The sequence below is a fragment of the Pseudomonas sp. W17 genome, from assembly GCF_040268305.1.
In the GTDB taxonomy this organism is placed as follows: Bacteria; Pseudomonadota; Gammaproteobacteria; order Pseudomonadales; family Pseudomonadaceae; genus Aquipseudomonas; species Aquipseudomonas protegens.
Genome location: NZ_CP158490.1, coordinates 87279 through 105355, shown reverse-complemented (window position 1 = coordinate 105355; position 18077 = coordinate 87279). Strand labels below are relative to the sequence as shown.

Sequence of the window (18077 nt, the reverse complement as noted above, 5' to 3'; positions counted from 1 at the left end):
GAGCTTATGACTAGCAGCGTGACGCCCGGCACCGCTCAACTGGACCTTGCCCACTCCCCGGCGCAATTGCGCATCGGCGGCGACTGGACGCTGGCGCACTACAGCGACCTCAAACGCCTCAGCCAATCCCTGGACGGCCGCTACGACAGCAGCACCCATATCGACCTCAACGGCCTGGGCGCCCTGGACACCGCCGGCGCGTCGCTGCTGGTGGAACTGCTGGGGGCCGAACGCCTGGGGCAGTCCGCCGAACACCCCGACTGCACCTTGTCCGCCGCCGACCGCGCGCTGCTGCACACGGTCTACACCTCGTTGAACGACTTCTGCGTACCGGTCAAGGAACCGGAGATCTCGGTCAGCGTGCAATTGCTTTCGCGCATTGGCAGCGCGGTCTACACCGTCTGGCAGGACACCCTGAAGGTCCTGGGCTTCATCGGCCTGATCCTGGAAACCCTGGCCCGCGGCCTGCTGCGCCCCAAGCGCTGGCGCATCACCCCGGTGGTGGCACACATCGAACAGACCGGCCTCGACGCGGCGCCCATCGTCGCCCTGCTGACCTTTCTGGTGGGCGCGGTGGTGGCCTTTCTCGGCGCCACCGTGCTGGCCAACTTCGGCGCCAGCATCTTTACCGTGGACCTGGTGGCATTTTCCTTCCTGCGGGAATTCGGCGTACTGCTCACCGCGATTCTCATGGCCGGGCGCACCGCCAGTGCCTTCACCGCGCAGATCGGCTCGATGAAGGCCAATGAAGAGATCGACGCCATCCGCACCCTGGGCCTGGACCCGGTAGAGCTGCTGGTGCTGCCTCGGGTCCTGGCCCTGCTGGTGTCGCTGCCGATGCTGACGTTCCTGGCGATGCTTTCGGGGATAGTCGGTGGCGCGGTGGTCTGCGCCCTGTCCCTGGATATCTCTCCGGCGATGTTCCTCTCGCTGCTGCATTCGGATATCGGCGTGAAGCACTTCCTGCTGGGCCTGGTGAAAGCGCCGATCTTCGCCTTCCTGATCGCCGCCATCGGCTGCCTGGAAGGCTTCAAGGTCAGCGGCAGCGCCGAGTCGGTGGGCGCCCACACCACCTCCAGCGTGGTCCAGTCGATCTTCGTGGTGATCGTCATCGATGCCGTGGCCGCGCTGTTCTTCATGGAGATGGGCTGGTGAGCCGGCCGCCACGCGCGCCGGCGAAGGCGGTGATCGAGGTCCGTGGCCTGTGCAACCGCTTCGGCAAGCAGAGCGTGCACGAGAACCTCGACCTGGATGTATACCAGGGCGAGATCCTCGGCGTGGTCGGCGGCTCGGGCAGCGGCAAGTCGGTACTGCTGCGCAGCATCGTCGGCCTGCGCCAGCCCAGCGAAGGCTCGGTGCGGGTATTCGGCCAGGACCTGCCAAGCCTGCCGGAACAGCAACGCTCGCTGATCGAACGACGCTTCGGCGTACTGTTCCAGAAGGGCGCGCTGTTCACCTCGCTGACCGTGACCGAGAACGTCGCCCTGCCATTGATCGAGCATGCCGGCCTATCCCGTGCCGATGCCGAACACCTGGCGGCGGTCAAGCTGGCCCTGGCCGGCCTGCCGCTGTCGGCGGCCGACAAGTACCCGGCCTCGCTCTCTGGCGGGATGATCAAGCGCGCCGCCCTGGCCCGGGCACTGGCCCTGGACCCGGACATCCTGTTTCTCGACGAACCCACCGCCGGCCTCGACCCGGTGGGCGCCGCCGCCTTTGACCAGTTGATCCTGACCCTGCGCGATGCACTGGGGCTCAGTGTGTTCCTGGTCACCCACGACCTGGACACCCTCTACACCATCACCGACCGGGTGGCGGTGCTGGCGCAGAAAAAGGTACTGGTGGCGGATGCCATCGATATCGTCGCCGAGACCGACGACGAATGGATTCACCAATACTTCCATGGCCCTCGCGGCCGCGCGGCCTACCAGGCCGCTACACAGACCAACGAGGGATGACATGGAAACCCGAGCCCATCATGTACTGATCGGCCTGTTCACCGTGATCGTGGTGGCCGGCGCCTTGCTGTTCGGCCTGTGGCTGGCCAAGTCCAGCGTCGACAGCGCCTTCCAGGACTACCAGATCGTCTTCAACGAGGCGGTCAGTGGCCTGTCCAAAGGCAGCTCCGTGCAATACAGCGGGATCAAGGTCGGTGATGTGGTCAACCTGCGCCTGGACCCCAAGGACCCGCGCCGGGTGCTGGCACAGATCCGCCTGGGCAGCGAGACGCCGATCAAGGAGGACACCCAGGCCAAGCTGGCCCTGACCGGCATCACCGGCACCTCGATCATCCAGCTCAGCGGCGGCACGCCTCAAAGCCCGACCCTCAAGGGCAAGGACGGCGAACTGCCCACCATCATCGCCTCACCGTCGCCCATCGCCCGCCTGCTGAACAACAGCAACGACCTGATGACCGGGGTCAACCTGCTGCTGCACAACGCCAACCGCATGTTCTCCCCGGACAACGTGGCCCGGGTCAGCAGCACCCTGGACAACCTGCAGAAGACCTCCGCCAGCATCGCCGAGCAGCGCGACGACCTGCGCCAGCTGATGCAGCAATTGGGCTCCATCAGCAAGCAGACCGGCGCCATGCTGGAACAGACCACCGCGCTAATGCGCAACGCCAATGGGCTGCTCAACGACCAGGGCAAGCAGATGTTCGGTAGCGCCGAGCACGCCATGCGCTCCCTGGAGCAAAGCAGCGCCACCCTGAACAAACTGCTGAGCGACAACCAGGACTCGCTGAACAACGGCATGCAGGGCCTCAACGGCCTGGCGCCAGCGGTCCGCGAGCTGCGCGAGACCCTGAGCTCGCTGCGGGCCATCACCCGGCGCCTGGAAGCCAACCCCGGCGGTTACCTGCTGGGTAACGAGAAGAACAAGGAGTTCACGCCATGAAGCGTGCCTATCGCCTGCTTGCCCCCCTGAGCCTGAGCGCCGCCCTGGCCCTGACCGGGGCCTGCTCGATACTGCCCAAGGGCGAGCCGCTGGACATCTATCGGCTGCCGGCAAGCCAGGCCGGCGCCACGGCGTCGAACCAGGCCCTGCCGTGGTCCTTGCAGTTGCTCAAGCCCCAGGCAGGGGATGCGCTGAACAGCGCACGGATCGCGGTGATTCCCCAAGGCAACCTGATCAGCAGCTACAAGGCCTCGCGCTGGAGCGATCCGGCACCGATCCTGCTGCGCAACCGCCTGCTGGACGGCTTCCAGCGCGATGGCCGGGTCCAGCTGTTGAGCACCGATGACAGCAACCTGCAGACCGACCTGGCCCTGGGCGGCGACCTGCAAGCCTTCCAGACCGAATACCAGGGCAACGCCGCCCAGGTGGTGATCCGCCTGGATGCGCGGCTGATTCGTGGCTACGACCAGAAGATCCTCGCCAGCCGGCGCTTCGAAGTGCGCCAAGCGCTGGCTGAAACCGGGGTGCCGGCGGTGGTCACAGAATTTGGCCAGGCCGGCGATGCGCTGACCCGGCAAGTGGTGGATTGGGCAGTGGGGCAGGGCAATCGGGCGCTGAAACATTGAGAGCCCTTTCGCCGGCAAGCCGGCTCCTACAGAGGGAGTAGGAGCCAGCTTGCCGGCGAAGGCTCGCTCAACTCATCCAAAGAACCAGTAGCAAACCGCAATCGCCGCCACCACACCGGCGAATTCCGCCAGCAAGGCACAGCCCACGGCGTGCCGCACCCGCTGGATGCCTACCGCGCCGAAGTACACCGCCAGCACATAGAAGGTGGTTTCGGTACTGCCCTGGATGGTGGCCGCCACCAGGGCCGGGAAGCTGTCCACGCCCTGGGTCTGCATGGTCTCGATGAGCATGGCCCGTGCCGCACTGCCCGAGAACGGCTTGACCAGGGCAGTGGGCAAGGCGTCGACGAAACGTGTGTCCCAACCGGCCCACTCCACCAGATGACGAATGCCGTCGAGACCGAAATCCAGGGCCCCGGACGCCCGCAGCACGCCGATGGCGCAGAGCATCGCTACCAGGTATGGCAAGAGGCTCTTGGCGACGTCGAAGCCCTCCTTGGCGCCCTCGACAAAGGCCTCGTAGACCTTGACCTTGCGCAGCGCGCCGACCACCAGGAACAGCATGATCAGCCCAAACAGCGTGAGGTTGCCGAGAATCGACGACAGGGACGCCAGGGCCGTGGCCGACAGGGTGGCCAGCAAGGCCATGAAGGCGCCCAGGGCCAGGGCCCCGGGAACCAGGTAGGCCAGTACCACCGGGTCCCACAGGCGCAGGCGCTGCATCACCGCGACCGACAGCAGGCCCACCAGGGTCGAGGCGCTGGTGGCCAGGAGAATCGGCAGGAACACCAGGGTCGGGTCCGCCGCGCCTTGCTGGGCGCGGTACATGAAGATGGTCACCGGCAGCAGGGTCAGGGACGAGGCGTTGAGCACCAGGAACAGGATCTGCGCATTGCTGGCAGTGGTGGCGCTGGGGTTGAGTTCCTGCAGGGCGCGCATGGCCTTGAGGCCGATGGGCGTGGCGGCGTTGTCCAGGCCCAGGCCGTTGGCGGCGAAGTTCAGGGTGATCAGGCCCAGGGCCGGGTGCCCCGGCGGTACTTCCGGCATCAGGCGCTTGAACAGCGGCCCCAGGACCTTGGCCAGCCACTCGACGATTCCAGCCTTCTCAGCGATGCGCAGAAAACCCAGCCACAGGGTCAGAGTGCCGAACAGCAGGACCATGACCTCCACCGACAGCTTGGCCATGGCGAAGATGCTTTCCACCATGGCAGCGAAGATCCCGGCGTTGCCACCCACCAGCCACTGCGCCAGGGCCGACACGGTTGCCACGATAAAGAAGCCAAGCCACAGGCCATTGAGCATCGGTCATACCCCTCGAAAGATGCGGCGAATGATAGCGGGGCGGGCAGAAACGACAAACCCCGGATTAACCGGGGCCTGTCATCTGTTGGAGCTGGATTGCCGCTGAAGGCGGTCTTCAGGCAGGTGAAGGGCTTGGGGCCTCTTCGCTGGCAAGCCAGCTCCTACACAATAGGCACTTAGCCTTTGGACGCTTCGCCTGCTGGCAGCTTTTCCTTGCTGCGCCAGTGCGGCAGGGAGTTCCAGTAACGCTGGCCCTTGGCGTCGTCGTACATGCCTTCCCAACGGGAGATGACCAGTACCGCCAGGGCGTTGCCGATCACGTTCAAGGCGGTACGCGCCATGTCCATCACACGGTCGACACCGGCGATGAAGGCCAGGCCTTCCAGAGGAATGCCGACGCTACCCAGGGTGGCGAGCAGGACCACGAAGGACACACCCGGAACCCCGGCGATGCCTTTGGAGGTGACCATCAGGGTCAGCACCAGCAGCAGTTGCTGGCTGATGGACAGGTCGATGCCGTACAGCTGGGCGATGAAGATCGCCGCGATGCTCTGGTACAGGGTCGAACCGTCGAGGTTGAACGAGTAGCCGGTCGGCACCACGAAGCTGCAGATGGCTTTCGGCGCGCCATAGGCTTCCATCTTCTCGATCACACGCGGCAGCACGGTTTCCGAGCTGGCGGTGGAGTAGGCCAGGACCAGCTCATCCTTGAAGATGCGCATCAGCTTGATCACCGAAAAGCCGAACAGGCGGGCGATCAGGCCGAGGATCACGAAAGCGAAGAAGGCGATGGCCACGTACACCAGGATCACCAGCTTGGCCAGCGGCAGCAGGGAGGCGAAACCGAAGTTGGCGACGGTCACCGCGATCAGTGCAAATACGCCGATAGGGGCGTAGTTCATGATCATGTGGGTGACTTTGAACATGCTTTCCGAAACGCCCTGGAACATCTTCACCAGCGGTTCGCGCAGGTCGGACTGCAGGCTCGACAGGCCCAGGCCGAACAGCACCGAGAAGAAGATGATCGGCAGCATCTCGCCACGGGCCATGGCCGCGAAGATGTTCGATGGAATCAGGTTGAGGATGGTCTCGATGAACGCGTGTTCATGCTGCACCTCGGCCGCAGTGGCCTGGTACTTGGAGATGTCCACGGTGCCCAGGGTGCTCATGTCGATGCCTGCGCCCGGATGGAACAGGTTGGCCAGCAGCAGGCCGACGACGATGGCGATGGTGGTCACGATTTCGAAGTAGATGATGGTCTTGAGGCCGATGCGCCCCAGTTTCTTCGCGTCACCGACACCGGCGATGCCGACGATCAGCGAGGAAATGACGATCGGGATCACGATCATCTTGATCAAGCGGATAAAGATATCGCCCGCAGGCTGCAGGACGTTGCTGATCCACCAAGCCTTTTCAGCACTGAAATGATTGAGCAGCGCGCCAATCGCAATCCCCAGGACCAGACCGATGAGGATCTGCCAGGCGAGGCTTAATTTTGCCTTCTTCATATCATTACCCTTACTTCAGTTGGACTCGGGCTGATGCGCGAACTGGAACGCTCAATGGCGGAAAAGTTTGTGCATCGGCCCCCGTATAAGGTCATCCCGAACGAGCATTTACGGCTCTCTGCGGGCGAAAAAAGGCGCAACTATTCCGATGCTAGGGAGGCACGTCTAATGCCGTAAACGCCTACCCTATGCCGAATCGGCATGAGTTTTTCCAAACAAAACGAGCGTCCCAACCGGTTCGAATACGACATTTCGGCAGGCAAAAATGCCGTGTAACGGCCATTTCAGGCGGCGTGCAGGCTTGTCGGAGGGGTCAGGAAAAAGGCTAAAAAAGTTTAGGATTGCTCTGATTCGGGCGCCCGGAAACGCTGCGCAATTCGCACAAAGTTTCTCGATATACGGTCGCAGAGAAACACCAGGAAACGTTTGATCGGAGTCAAAGGAAGATTTTTTCCCGCGCGAGCACGGAAATTGTCAGACGGACGGCTCTAGCACAGGACTTTGCCATTCAAGCACGCCGCAAGCTCATCAGGTCGGTGGCCGACCTGGGAGCTTGCGCCGCCGCTCTTTCCTGACCCGGCCCTTGCGGAGGCACTCCCTGTACCCCTAGGTCACTCCGATCACCTGTGGATCAGAACATCCCGGCCCCTTGGTCATGCACTCGCCCTCCTCGGGTGGTGCAACAGCCGAAAGCGCCAGGGCGGCCCTTTCGTCTATCTGTTATGCAATATCGGCAATTTGCACATCAGTACCAGTTTGGGTCCTTGCGCAACTGCTCCTGGAGCAGCGCTTGCATGCCATCATCGGGCTTGCCGAGAAACCGATAATTGGCGTGGCGGGTCGGTGACTTGTCCGCGGGCAACCCCGCCGGCACGTCCACCAGCATCGCGTAGGCATGCTTCTTGTCGAAACTGAAGGCCACAATCAAACGCTGTTTCTGACAACTCTGGGCGGTTTCGCACAGAGGGCCCACCAGATACTGATCGCCGTCTTCGGTCATGGCATTCATCTGTTGCGGCGCATCACCCGAGAGGTTCATCACCCACTCGGGCAGGCGCTCCTCCTTGTGCACGACCCCCTGCCAGGTTTCACGAAACTGCGGGTCCGACCCCAACAGCTGATTGGCTCGTGCCTGGCCATCATTGGCCGCCGACGCCAGGGCGCTGGCGCCCAGCAGCAGCGCGGCAGTCAATGTCTTCAACGAGAGACTCATGGTCAGCCTCGGCCTCGACGGCCAAAGAAGAACGAAGCGATGAACATCACCAGGAACACCACAAAGAGAATCTTGGCGATACCCGTGGCGGTGCCCGCGATACCACCGAAGCCCAGGACCGCAGCGACAATGGCAATGATCAGGAATGTGATTGCCCAGCTCAGCATGATGATTCTCCTTACTCTTCTATTAGTGGTGCTGCCTATGGAGCCAGCCCGGCGCCGCCGATTGCGGGCCCGGCCTTGGTGCTAGAACACCCAGCGTTCCTGACGTGGCGCGTCCGCGACCGGCTGTGCCTGGTCGACGGCCATCAGTTGCATGGGGGCCTGGTCGTTGAGCTGGCTGCTCACCGAACTGAAATGGGTCTGGGTGAAGTGATGAACCGGCACGCGCGGCGCAGGTGCCTGGCTGTCCTGCCAGCGCTGGAACTGTTGCCCGGCGATCAGGGTGACCAGCAACGCCAGAACGGCGAAGAGGCCTTGCTGGAGATGCAGTGGCGCAATACGCAATTGGGCAAGACGTTGGCGATTCATCCTGAAACTCCTCCCACACTGGTGGTTATGTTGTTATGGAAGCCACGGCCGGCGCTTCTCGATGAGAGGGATATTGCAGGCTGCATGCCAGCTTTTTCTTTGAAATTAAATTCAATAAAATCAAACACTTAAATCAAATTGCCAAAAGCATTCCACACGCATACTGCACGATGCCTCCATGCCGGCCGTGCGAAATGCACGATGCCCCGGGAAAACAATGAGTGTTTTTTGATCACAGGGGGAACTTTGATCAATGGCCAATAGCCTGATACAGACCCACCCAGCAGCTACTCTGGGTAAAACATGCGTAATTTCAGCCTGTTAGCCGTTTCAGCCGGAGATATCTAACCTGCTGACGCTGGAATGGATCAGAATCAACCTTGCAACTTGCCCGATTTTTCCGGGACTAAATAAAGATCATTCATTAAGGAGCCTCGGGATATGGAGTCAGCGCCGGAGAATCAAGGCCGCATCCTTCTGGTGGATGACGAATCCGCAATCCTTCGCACCTTCCGCTACTGCCTGGAAGACGAGGGCTACACCGTGGCCACCGCCAACAGCGCGGCGCAGGCCGATGCTCTGCTGCAACGCCAGGTATTCGACCTGTGCTTCCTCGACCTGCGCCTGGGCGAAGACAACGGCCTCGACGTACTGGCACAAATGCGTACCCAGGCACCCTGGATGCGGGTAGTGATCGTCACCGCTCACTCTGCCGTGGACACCGCAGTAGATGCGATCCAGGCCGGCGCCGCAGACTACCTGGTCAAGCCCTGCAGCCCCGACCAGTTGCGCCTGGCCACCGCCAAGCAGCTGGAAGTACGCCAGCTCTCGGCACGCCTGGAAGCCCTCGAAGGTGAGGTGCGCAAGCCCAAGGACGGCCTGGACTCCCACAGCCCGGCAATGAAAGTGGTGCTGGAAACCGCGCGTCAGGTGGCCAGCACCGACGCCAACATCCTTATCCTCGGCGAGTCCGGCACGGGCAAGGGCGAGCTGGCGCGGGCCATTCACGGCTGGAGCAAACGCGCCAAGAAATCCTGCGTGACCATCAACTGCCCCTCGTTGACTGCCGAACTGATGGAGAGCGAACTCTTCGGCCACAGCCGCGGCGCCTTTACCGGGGCCAGCGAGAGCACCCTGGGCCGGGTCAACCAGGCCGATGGCGGAACCCTGTTCCTCGACGAGATCGGCGACTTCCCGTTGACCCTGCAACCCAAGCTGTTGCGCTTCATCCAGGACAAGGAATACGAGCGCGTCGGCGACCCGGTAACCCGCCGCGCCGATGTGCGCATCCTCGCCGCCACCAACCTCAACCTTGAAGACATGGTGCGCGACGGGCGTTTCCGCGAAGACCTGCTGTACCGGCTGAACGTCATCACCCTGCACCTGCCGCCCCTGCGCGAGCGCAGCGAAGATATCCTGACCCTGGCCGACCGCTTCCTCGCCCGCTTCGTCAAAGAGTATTCGCGCCCGGCCCGGGTCTTCAGTGATGAAGCCCGGGAAGCGCTGCTCAACTACCGCTGGCCGGGCAACATCCGCGAACTGCGCAACGTGGTAGAACGGGCGAGCATTATCTGCCCGCAGGAGCGGGTGGAAATCAGCCACTTGGGCATGGCCGAGCAACCCACCAACAACGCCCCGCGGATCGGCGCCGCCCTGAGCCTGGACGAGCTGGAAAAGGCCCACATCGGTGCGGTCCTGGCCACCAGCGACACCCTGGATCAAGCCGCCAAGACCCTGGGTATCGACGCGTCGACGCTGTACCGCAAACGCAAACAGTACAACCTGTGAGCAACACCCTATGAAGTTAGCGATGAAACTGCGCACCCGGCTGTTTCTGAGCATCTCGGCCCTGATCACCGTGGCCCTCTTGGGCCTGGTGCTCGGGCTGGTCAGCGTGATGCAGATGGCCAGCACCCAGGAATCGCTGATCCGCAACAACTTCATCACCCTGGACCTGGGCCTCAAGCTGCGCCAGACCCTGGGCGACCAGCTGATCATCATGCTCGGCAAGCAGCCGGACCGCGCCGCCCTGGAAACCTCCCGGCAGCACTATCTGGAACTGCTCGACGAAGGCATCGCCCATGATCGGCAGACCCAGGTACAAAGTGGCTTCCAGCAGGCCCGTAGCGACTACCTGAGCTTCTACCAAGCCTTCGAGCGCAACAGCACCGCAAGCGGGCTGCATGACAACAACGAGCTGACCGAGCGCTTCAACGCCTTGCGCGGCGGGCTGATCAACGAACACAAGCGCGCCCTGGACAACATCAGCCAGGTGGAGCAGCAGGCCCGCAACCGTGCATGGCTGGTGGCCGGCCTGCTAGGCCTGGTGGCCCTGGCGGTACTGATCATCGGCTTCGTCACGGCCCATGCCATCGCCCGGCGCTTTGGCGGGCCGATCGAAGCCCTGGCCAAGGCTGCGGACAAGATTGGCGAAGGCAATTTCGACGTCACCCTGCCCATTTCAGCGGCGGCGGAGATGAACCTGCTGACCCGACGCTTCGGCATCATGGCCGAGGCCCTGCGCCAGCATCAGGCAACCAATGTCGATGAGCTGCTGGCCGGCCAGCAGCGCCTGCAGGCCGTGCTCGACAGTATTGACGACGGCTTGCTGATGATCGACCGCCAGGGCCGCCTGGAACACCTCAACCCCGTGGCCCAGCGCCAGCTGGGCTGGGACCAGGAGCGCCTCGGCCAGGGCCTGGGCAGCGCCCTGCAACGCCCGGAGCTGGATGAGCAGCTACAGCTGGTACTGCGCGGCGGCAATCTGGAACGGGCGCCGGACGACCTGGATATCGAGGTCGACGGCGAGTCGCGCCTGCTGACCTACAGCCTGACCCCCGTCAGCCATACCCAGGGCCATATTCTCGGCGCCGTGATGGTGCTGCACGATGTCACCGAGCAACGGGCGTTCGAACGAGTGCGCAGTGAGTTCGTGCTGCGCGCCTCCCACGAACTGCGTACCCCGGTCACCGGCATGCACATGGCCTTCGGGCTGCTTCAGGAACGCCTGCACTTTCCCGAGGAGTCCCGGGAAACCGACCTGCTTAATACGGTCAACGAGGAAATGCAGCGCCTGATGCAGTTGATCAACGACCTGCTGAATTTTTCCCGCTATCAGAACGGCCTGCAGAAACTCACCCTCGCTCCCTGCCCCCTGGAAGAACTGCTGGTGCAGGCCCAGGGCCGCTTCAGCGAGCAGGCCCAACAGCAGGGCATCGACCTGCTGCTGGAGATCCAGGCGCCGTTGCCACGGCTGCATGCCGACCGCGCACAACTGGAGCGGGTGCTGGACAACCTGATCGACAACGCCTTGCGCCACACCGCCAGCGAGGGCCAGATCCGCCTGCAGGCGCGGCGCCATGGCGAGCGGGTGATCGTCAGCGTCGAAGACAATGGCGAGGGTATTGCCTATGGCCAGCAAGGGCGGATCTTCGAACCTTTCGTCCAGGTGGGCCGCAAGAAGGGCGGTGCCGGCCTCGGGCTGGCGCTGTGCAAGGAGATCGTCCAGTTGCATGGCGGGCGCATGGGCGTCTACTCAAGGCCCGGGCAGGGCACCCAGTTCTATCTGGCCCTGCCGCTCTAGGGCTTCATGCTTCATCATCCAGGCGCCTGGCCACCAGCCGTCGGCCACGGGTAATCAACTCAGTGAACTGCAAGGCACTCAGGGCATGGGCGAACAGCCAGCCCTGGCCGAAGCTCACGCCCTCGCTGCTGAGCAGCAGCGCCTGGTCCTCGAACTCGATACCCTCGGCAATCACCTTGAGTTTCAATGCGTGGGCCATGCGAATGATGTGCGGCGCCACGCCGCTGCTGGCGGCATCGTGCCCCAGGGCATCGATGAACGCCTTGTCGATCTTCAGGCAATCCACCGGCAGGCTCTGCAGGTAGGCCAGGCTGCAATAGCCGGTGCCGAAATCGTCGATCAGCACCTGATGCCCGACATCGCGCAGGGCCTGCAGGTTGTTGCGCGCCACCACCACATCGATCAGCCCACGCTCGGTGACCTCGAAGGCGATCTGCCGGGCCGCTACCCGATGCGTCGCCAGCAGCCGCGCCATGACCATGCCGATCCGCGGGACCATCACGTCGCAGGCCGCCAGGTTGACTGAGATGTACAGCTGGGGATTGGCCCGTAGCACATGCCCCAGTTGCTCCAGCAGGCGCTGCAGGACGAAGTCGGTGATCTGGCGGATCTGCCCGGTGTTCTCCGCCAGCGGGATGAACAGGTCGGGGCTGGTCAGGGTGCCGTCCGGGCGGCGCCAGCGCAGCAGGGCCTCGGCCCCCACGCAGAGCCGGCTACTGAGATCGAAGATCGGCTGGTACAGCACCTGCAGCTCGCCGCGGCGCAGGGCCCCTTGCAGCTCCGCCCCCAGGGACTGGCGCTGGCGGACCAACTGATACACCAACCCACCGATGAACAGCGCCAGCACCAGGCTGGAGGGCAGCAACCACCACCAACCGTCGAGCACTTCGCCCTGCAGGCTGGCGCGGGGGGTGATCAGCACCAGTTGGTACTCGGGGTTGCGAGTGGGCATGCGATAGATCAGCAGGTCCGGGGTGACCTGCAAGGGCCCGTCGCGGCCCGCCCGCCAAGGCTGTGCGGGGGGCCAGGCACGGGCCGGGCCGAGCACCGGTATCGCCCGGGCACCATGATCCACCACCACCATCAGGCTGCCCCCGGCAGGCAGATCGACCACATCGGTCAGGTGCCCGCGGGAAGTGGCCACGCGAAAGTTGCCGCGACCCAGCATCAGGGCAGCAAGGTTCTCATTGGGCTGGGTCGAGGTGTTGAGCCAGTAGCTGTAGGTCGGCCCGCGGATATCCGGCGGCCTGGCCGCCGGCAGGGGGTTCTGCCGTGGCCAGTTGGAACAGGTGTGGGTGGCGTCCCTGTAGGCCGCTTCATAAATGAAGCGATAGCTGTAGCTGACCTGCTGCAGAGCTGCGATGAGATCGGCGTTGCACTCGCGCAGCGGCTGCGCCTCCAGCACGTCGAGACCTTCGCGCAGTTGCCCGAACAACTGCTCCAGCCGCTCCAGGAAACGCTGCCCCTGGGCGTTCATCTGCTCGCTTTCCCGTTGCTGGACCTGGTGCATGGCCAGCCCGGCGCTGCCCAGCAGCAAAATCACCGCACTCAGCACAGCCGCCAGCATCGCCAGCGTCCAGGGGCGATGGAACCAGGTACGCAAGGGCTCGCGAGCGGCCGGCATCATGGGAGATCCGAAGGATTACCAATGAGTTATAGCAACTGATTGGACAATCGGCCCGAACCGTCCGGCGGCGTCATTATTTTGTCTGGTTGAGCACCATCAGGATGGCCGCGCTTTCTGCGTCCGGCGTGCCATCGAAACGCCCCGGCCGGTAGTGCATCTGGAATGCGGCCAGGACGTTACGGGTCGCCTTGTCCAGTTCGCCGGTCTGCGGCGTGGCGTAACCCAGCTGGGCCAGTTGCTGCTGGTACCAACCGATGCTCGGCGGGCTCACGGTAAAGAACGCCTGCTGGCGTGCCACTGCCTGGGCATCGGGCCACAGTCCCAGGCCGGCCTCGGCCAGGCGTTTCCAGGGAAACAACGGGCCCGGATCCAGCTTGCGCATGGGGGCGATATCGCTGTGGCCAATGATGTGGCGCGGCGAGATGTTGTTGCGCTTGCTGATGTCCTTGAGCAGCACGATCAGGTTCTGGATCTGCGCTTCGCTGTAGGGGTACCAGAGCCGCCCGCTGGGGCCATCGCGGAACCCCGGGTTGACGATCTCGATGCCAATGGAACTGGAGTTGAGCCAGGTCCGGCCCTGCCACTGGCTGTCGCCGGCATGCCAGGCACGGTATTGCTCGTCCACCAGCTTGTAGATGGTGGCGGACTTGTCATCGCCGATCAGGTAGTGGCTGCTGACCTGGCCATGGGTCAACAGGGCCAGGGAGCGCTCCAGCGATGCCGAGGTGTAGTGGACGATGATGAACTGGGCGCGCTGATCGTAATTGACCGACGGGTGGCTGGTGTCGATGCGCGGGCCGCTGGCGCAGCCGGCGAGGATCAGCAGGGAGAGGGCAAGAACAAGAAGTTTCATGGCAAAAGGCAGTACGCTGAAGACGATAATGCAACAGTGTAACGTACTGCCCTGGCGATCATGGGCAAAACCGCGCTTTCATTCAGCAAAGTGCTGGCTCCTCAACCAGCTTCCACCCGGTTCCGGCCGGCATCCTTGGCCCGGTACAGCGCCTGATCGGCTCTTTTGATCACCAGATCGCTGCGATCACCGGCCTTGAACGCACTCAGCCCGACGGACACGGTGATGGTCACCGGCTCGCCCTTGAAATGGAACGGGCACGCCTCGATTGCCGCGCGCAAGGCTTCCACAATGCGCACGCCCACCGGCCAGGGGGTGTTGGGCAGCAGCAGAACAAACTCCTCGCCACCGAAACGTGCGATGAAATCGCTGCCTCGCAGGCGTTTGCGCAGTACGTTGGCGATGATCTTCAACACCTTGTCACCGGCCAGGTGACCGTAGTTGTCGTTGATCCGCTTGAAATGATCGAGATCGAGCATGGCCAGCAGCAGGCTGTTGCCATGTTGTTGCCATTGGCCGACTTCATGTTCCAGGCGTTCGCTCCAGGCAGCCCGGTTGGGCAGGCCGGTGAGCGGATCGATCAGCGCCTTCTGCCGCTGCTCTTCCAGGTGCTCACGGTAGCCCTGGGCTTCCTGCTCCATGCTCGAAACCCGCTCCGCCAGGCTTTGCAGGCGGGCGGCCACTTCCCGTTCACGCTCATCGCGCTGCTTCTGGTGGTGGTCCATGGTGCCCAGCAGGCCTTCCAGGTGGCTTTCCAGCACTTGCTTGAGGTCATCCAGGTCGGCGGCCTCCTGCACGCTGCTTTGCAGGCCGTCGACCTGTTCGCGGATCTGGCTGTCCATGGCCCGTGCCGCCGAACTGCTGTCGGCATGGCCATCGCTGGCTGCCTGCAGGTTGCTCTGGAAGGCCTCCAGGCGCTCGTTGAGCTGCTTGAGGTAGGTCTCGAACTCATGCTGGCCGGAGTCGGTGATGGCCAGCATCAACACCGCCAGATCGTCGAGAATCGGCAGCAATTCGTACCAGTTCAACCCATGCTGCAGACGATCGCGCATGGCCTCGGCCTGTGGCCGGTGGCGCTCCGGCAGGCTCAGGTCGTCGAGCAGCCCCAGCAAGGTGTGCTCGATGTGCTTGGCCACCGAACTGTAGGAGGGCTCGGGCGAATCCGGCAGAGCGTAGAGCACATCGTGCTCCGACTGCTCCGGATCGATGGCGGCCAGGGCCTCGGCCATGACTGCCGGCAGGGGCAGGCTGTCCAGCAGCACTGCCGGGGAAACCGTCGGCAGGGGCAACAACTCGTCGGGATTGAGCGCGGCTTCGGCAACAGGCGCGAGCGGCGAATCGGAAGCGGCGACCACCCCGGGATCAACGTGCGCTTGTGGCTCCGCGACAGGCGAAATGGTGGCTTGAGGTTCGACCTCGATAGCGGGTACAGGCTCGGCGGGCGCCTCCTGCACCAGTACCGGAGGCACGAACGCCACCACCGGGGCCGGAGCGGGCACTGCAGCAACCTCCGGCTCGTCGCTGGCAACCGGCTCAGGTTCGAGCTGCGCTTCGGGCTGTGCCGTGGCGGGCGCGGCAGGCGCCGAAACCGCCTCAGGCAAGGCCTGGGTCGGCGTCTGATAGTGCTCGCGCGCGCCATCCTCCGGTGCTGGGGCTTCCTCGGCTTGTGGATGAGCCTCAGCCGCGGCTGCCGGGAGCGGCGGATTCGTCGCAACAGCTTCCTCCGCCGGGGCTGGCGTCTCGCTCGCCTCGCGGCTGCCGAACAGGCGCTGCAACAGGCTTGGGCGGTCGGGTTCGGCCGGGGTTTCCAGCTGGCTCAGGGCCTTGCCCTGCAGGCTGCTCAGTTCGCCGAGCAGCAAGGGAATTTCCCGCGCCTGGCCAACCCGGCCATCCAGTTGCTTGGCAAAGGCTTTCAGCGGACGGCTGACCTCCCGGGGCAGGGGCAGGGACTGCAACTGGCTGACCAGCGCCGTCAGCGCGCTGCTCATCTGCTCGACCCGGGTTTCCCGTCGCTGCTCGGAGTCCAGCACGGCTTTTTCCAGACGCGGCAGAAGGGCAGCAAGTCCGGCGTCCATGTCGTCGGTGCGTACCACCTCGCGCATTTCCTTCATGCACTGGTCGACCGCGCGATCGGTGCCCTCCGCCGCCAGGGTGCTGCGTACCAGGCCACGACGCAGCAAGTCGAGACGGGCCGCCCATCGGCGTTCGAGCTTTTCCTGCTGTTCGATACTTTTGAGGTATTTCTCTTTCCAGCGATTGGCGTCGTCGCTCATTCATCGGTTCCGCGAGGGGCAGGACTCAACGCGGGCAATGCATCAGCCGTGAGCGAACCCGGCAGACGAATCTCTACCGCGACCGGCAGGTGATCGGATATGGGTTGGGCCAGGACCTCCACGCGCTCCAGGGTCAGGCTGGGGCTGAGCAGAATATGGTCCAGGCAACGTTGCGGACGCCAGCTGGGAAAGGTCGCCTGCAGTTGCGGCGCCAAGAGGCTGAGGTCCCTTAGAGGGGAATGCTCCAGCAGGTCGCTGGCATGGGTGTTCATGTCCCCCATCAGCACCTGATGCTTGTAGCCGCCGATCAACTCGCGGATGTACGCCAGTTGCCGGGTTCGGGTGCGGGCACCGAGCGCCAGATGCATCATCACCACCACCAGTGCCTCGGGACCCTCGCCAAAACGCACGAGGATCGCGCCGCGCCCCTTGGGGCCAGGCAGCGGGTGGTCTTCGATGGCCCAGGGGCGCAGGCGGCTGAGCACGCCATTGCTGTGCTGAGCCAGGCGTCCCAGGTTGCGATTGAGCTGTTGGTACCAGTAGGGGAAGGCGCCCAGTTGGGCCAGGTGTTCCACCTGATTGACGTAGCCGGAGCGCAGGCTGCCGCCATCGGCCTCCTGCAGGGCCACCAGGTCGAAATCGCCAAGCAGGTTGCCGATTTTCTGCAGATTGTCGGCACGCCCATGATGGGGCAGCAGGTGCTGCCAACCACGAGTCAGGTAATGGCGATAACGTTCGGTGCTGATACCGACCTGGATATTGAAACTGAGCAAGCGCAGACGACTGTCTGCCGGCAGGCCGGACGACGCCAAATGGTGCTCGTTGACCTGCGGATCATGCAGGCCAACGATGCGTTCCGAGCTCCAGCGCGGCATGGCGGCGGGCGCTTACTTGGCTGCGCGCTCTTTGGCGATCAACTGGTCAGCCACGCTCAGCGCGCCTTCAGGACCACCGGCGGTGCCCAGGTCGAAACGATACTTGCCGTTGACCACCATGGTCGGTACGCCGGTGATCTGGTAGGCCTGGGCCTTTTTCTTGGCGTCTTCGACCTTGCCTTTGACGGCGAAGGAATTGTAGGTGCTCAGGAACTTGTCCTTGTCGACGCCTTCGCCAGCCAGGAACTCGGCCATCTCTTCAGGAGTAGCGAGCTTCTTGCCGCCATGGATGGCTTCGAATACGGCCTTGTGCACCTTGTGCTCGACACCCATGGCTTCAAGGGTGATGAACAGCTGGCCATGGATGTTCCAGATACCGCCGAACATGGCCGGGATACGGACGAAGTTGACGTCGGCCGGGAGTTTTTCAGCCCAGGGATTGATGGTGGGTTCGAAAGCGTAGCAGTGCGGGCAGCCATACCAGAACAGCTCAACCACTTCGATCTTGCCTGGCACGGCAACCGGAACGGCGCTGCTCAACTCGACATATTGTTTACCGGCTTCAAGCGGTTCGGCCGCTTGAGCGGTCACGCCAAACAGGCTGGCGGTGACGAGTGCGGCGCTGAGAATCAGATTACGCATGCTTTACTCCTGGACAATTTTGGCGCCTCGCTCGACCTGAATTCGGCCAGGTCTTGGCGGGCTTGAGTTCGCTAGTGTAGCGGCAGACGCCATAAAAAAGGGCGGCCTGAGCCACCCTTTATGCTTGCACCGTCAGATTAATCGATC

General features: G+C 63.5%; 16 protein-coding genes. 6 read left to right on the top strand and 10 right to left on the bottom strand.

The annotated features are described in order from the left end of the window. Window positions 1-6: 6 nt before the first annotated feature. From ABCR88_RS00535 to ABCR88_RS00520, 4 genes are read left to right on the top strand one after another with little or no spacing between them, the layout of a single operon-like run. Window positions 7-1155 (top strand): ABC transporter permease, encoded by a 1149-nt coding sequence (locus ABCR88_RS00535; protein ID WP_011058487.1) that lies wholly within the window; start codon window positions 7-9, stop codon window positions 1153-1155. After that, window positions 1152-1955, top strand: coding sequence for an ATP-binding cassette domain-containing protein (locus tag ABCR88_RS00530; RefSeq protein WP_011058486.1), 804 nt, complete (start codon window positions 1152-1154; stop codon window positions 1953-1955). Before ABCR88_RS00535 ends, ABCR88_RS00530 begins: the two co-directional genes overlap by 4 nt. A gap of 1 nt (window position 1956) precedes the next feature. Further along, on the top strand, window positions 1957-2895 hold the full coding sequence (locus tag ABCR88_RS00525) for an MlaD family protein (protein ID WP_011058485.1): 939 nt from the start codon (window positions 1957-1959) through the stop codon (window positions 2893-2895). Then, window positions 2892-3521: an ABC-type transport auxiliary lipoprotein family protein gene (locus ABCR88_RS00520; RefSeq protein ID WP_350023441.1), complete on the top strand. Its 630-nt coding sequence runs from the start codon at window positions 2892-2894 to the stop codon at window positions 3519-3521. The genes ABCR88_RS00525 and ABCR88_RS00520 overlap by 4 nt, the downstream gene beginning before the upstream one ends. A 72-nt stretch (window positions 3522-3593) precedes the next feature. Here the strand turns inward: ABCR88_RS00520 and ABCR88_RS00515 are convergent, their stop codons facing one another. The 5 genes from ABCR88_RS00515 to ABCR88_RS00495 all read right to left on the bottom strand — a co-directional run bounded on the left by ABCR88_RS00515 (window position 3594) and on the right by ABCR88_RS00495 (window position 8077). After that, window positions 3594-4823 (bottom strand): spore maturation protein, encoded by a 1230-nt coding sequence (locus tag ABCR88_RS00515; RefSeq protein WP_019095624.1) that lies wholly within the window; start codon window positions 4821-4823, stop codon window positions 3594-3596. Between the two features lie 176 nt (window positions 4824-4999). Further along, the gene (gene gltP, locus ABCR88_RS00510; RefSeq protein ID WP_011058482.1) at window positions 5000-6331 is read right to left on the bottom strand and encodes a glutamate/aspartate:proton symporter GltP; all 1332 of its coding nucleotides are present in this window, start codon (window positions 6329-6331) and stop codon (window positions 5000-5002) included. A gap of 745 nt (window positions 6332-7076) precedes the next feature. Continuing rightward, window positions 7077-7544, bottom strand: coding sequence for an inhibitor of vertebrate lysozyme family protein (locus ABCR88_RS00505; RefSeq protein WP_041115009.1), 468 nt, complete (start codon window positions 7542-7544; stop codon window positions 7077-7079). Window positions 7545-7546: 2 nt separating this feature from the next. Continuing rightward, window positions 7547-7711, bottom strand: coding sequence for a DUF1328 domain-containing protein (locus ABCR88_RS00500; protein ID WP_003170804.1), 165 nt, complete (start codon window positions 7709-7711; stop codon window positions 7547-7549). Between the two features lie 81 nt (window positions 7712-7792). Further along, window positions 7793-8077 carry a hypothetical protein gene (locus ABCR88_RS00495; protein WP_015633659.1) on the bottom strand — a complete coding sequence of 95 codons (285 nt, stop codon included), beginning with the start codon at window positions 8075-8077 and terminating at the stop codon, window positions 7793-7795. Window positions 8078-8518: 441 nt separating this feature from the next. Here ABCR88_RS00495 and algB point away from each other — a divergent pair, with 441 nt between their 5' ends. Beyond that, window positions 8519-9865, top strand: coding sequence for a sigma-54-dependent response regulator transcription factor AlgB (gene algB / locus ABCR88_RS00490; protein ID WP_011058479.1), 1347 nt, complete (start codon window positions 8519-8521; stop codon window positions 9863-9865). Window positions 9866-9875: 10 nt separating this feature from the next. Further along, window positions 9876-11660, top strand: a complete 1785-nt coding sequence (locus ABCR88_RS00485) for a KinB sensor domain-containing domain (RefSeq protein WP_011058478.1) — start codon at window positions 9876-9878, stop codon at window positions 11658-11660. Window positions 11661-11664: 4 nt separating this feature from the next. Here the strand turns inward: ABCR88_RS00485 and ABCR88_RS00480 are convergent, their stop codons facing one another. From ABCR88_RS00480 to ABCR88_RS00460, 5 genes are all read right to left on the bottom strand, one after another. Next, the gene (locus tag ABCR88_RS00480; protein ID WP_041115003.1) at window positions 11665-13287 is read right to left on the bottom strand and encodes an EAL domain-containing protein; all 1623 of its coding nucleotides are present in this window, start codon (window positions 13285-13287) and stop codon (window positions 11665-11667) included. 73 nt (window positions 13288-13360) lie between these two features. Continuing rightward, window positions 13361-14140, bottom strand: a complete 780-nt coding sequence (locus ABCR88_RS00475) for an N-acetylmuramoyl-L-alanine amidase (protein WP_041115001.1) — start codon at window positions 14138-14140, stop codon at window positions 13361-13363. Between the two features lie 101 nt (window positions 14141-14241). Then, on the bottom strand, window positions 14242-16413 hold the full coding sequence (locus ABCR88_RS00470) for a GGDEF domain-containing protein (RefSeq protein WP_041114999.1): 2172 nt from the start codon (window positions 16411-16413) through the stop codon (window positions 14242-14244). Continuing rightward, complete coding sequence (locus ABCR88_RS00465; protein ID WP_011058474.1) at window positions 16410-17288, bottom strand: endonuclease/exonuclease/phosphatase family protein; 879 nt, start codon at window positions 17286-17288, stop codon at window positions 16410-16412. The genes ABCR88_RS00470 and ABCR88_RS00465 overlap by 4 nt, the downstream gene beginning before the upstream one ends. Window positions 17289-17300: 12 nt before the next feature. Continuing rightward, window positions 17301-17930: a thiol:disulfide interchange protein DsbA/DsbL gene (locus tag ABCR88_RS00460; protein WP_011058473.1), complete on the bottom strand. Its 630-nt coding sequence runs from the start codon at window positions 17928-17930 to the stop codon at window positions 17301-17303. Window positions 17931-18077 lie beyond the last annotated feature (147 nt).

What these genes read in the sequence shown, in the direction of transcription:
- ABCR88_RS00535 (WP_011058487.1), top strand. Translation starts at nt 7, where the DNA reads ATGACTAGCAGCGTGACGCCCGGCACCGCTCAACTGGACCTTGCCCAC.
- ABCR88_RS00525 (WP_011058485.1), top strand. Translation starts at nt 1,957, where the DNA reads ATGGAAACCCGAGCCCATCATGTACTGATCGGCCTGTTCACCGTGATC.
- ABCR88_RS00520 (WP_350023441.1), top strand. Translation starts at nt 2,892, where the DNA reads ATGAAGCGTGCCTATCGCCTGCTTGCCCCCCTGAGCCTGAGCGCCGCC.
- ABCR88_RS00515 (WP_019095624.1), bottom strand. Translation starts at nt 4,823, where the DNA reads ATGCTCAATGGCCTGTGGCTTGGCTTCTTTATCGTGGCAACCGTGTCG.
- gltP (WP_011058482.1), bottom strand. Translation starts at nt 6,331, where the DNA reads ATGAAGAAGGCAAAATTAAGCCTCGCCTGGCAGATCCTCATCGGTCTG.
- ABCR88_RS00505 (WP_041115009.1), bottom strand. Translation starts at nt 7,544, where the DNA reads ATGAGTCTCTCGTTGAAGACATTGACTGCCGCGCTGCTGCTGGGCGCC.
- ABCR88_RS00500 (WP_003170804.1), bottom strand. Translation starts at nt 7,711, where the DNA reads ATGCTGAGCTGGGCAATCACATTCCTGATCATTGCCATTGTCGCTGCG.
- ABCR88_RS00495 (WP_015633659.1), bottom strand. Translation starts at nt 8,077, where the DNA reads ATGAATCGCCAACGTCTTGCCCAATTGCGTATTGCGCCACTGCATCTC.
- algB (WP_011058479.1), top strand. Translation starts at nt 8,519, where the DNA reads ATGGAGTCAGCGCCGGAGAATCAAGGCCGCATCCTTCTGGTGGATGAC.
- ABCR88_RS00485 (WP_011058478.1), top strand. Translation starts at nt 9,876, where the DNA reads ATGAAGTTAGCGATGAAACTGCGCACCCGGCTGTTTCTGAGCATCTCG.
- ABCR88_RS00480 (WP_041115003.1), bottom strand. Translation starts at nt 13,287, where the DNA reads ATGATGCCGGCCGCTCGCGAGCCCTTGCGTACCTGGTTCCATCGCCCC.
- ABCR88_RS00475 (WP_041115001.1), bottom strand. Translation starts at nt 14,140, where the DNA reads ATGAAACTTCTTGTTCTTGCCCTCTCCCTGCTGATCCTCGCCGGCTGC.
- ABCR88_RS00470 (WP_041114999.1), bottom strand. Translation starts at nt 16,413, where the DNA reads ATGAGCGACGACGCCAATCGCTGGAAAGAGAAATACCTCAAAAGTATC.
- ABCR88_RS00465 (WP_011058474.1), bottom strand. Translation starts at nt 17,288, where the DNA reads ATGCCGCGCTGGAGCTCGGAACGCATCGTTGGCCTGCATGATCCGCAG.
- ABCR88_RS00460 (WP_011058473.1), bottom strand. Translation starts at nt 17,930, where the DNA reads ATGCGTAATCTGATTCTCAGCGCCGCACTCGTCACCGCCAGCCTGTTT.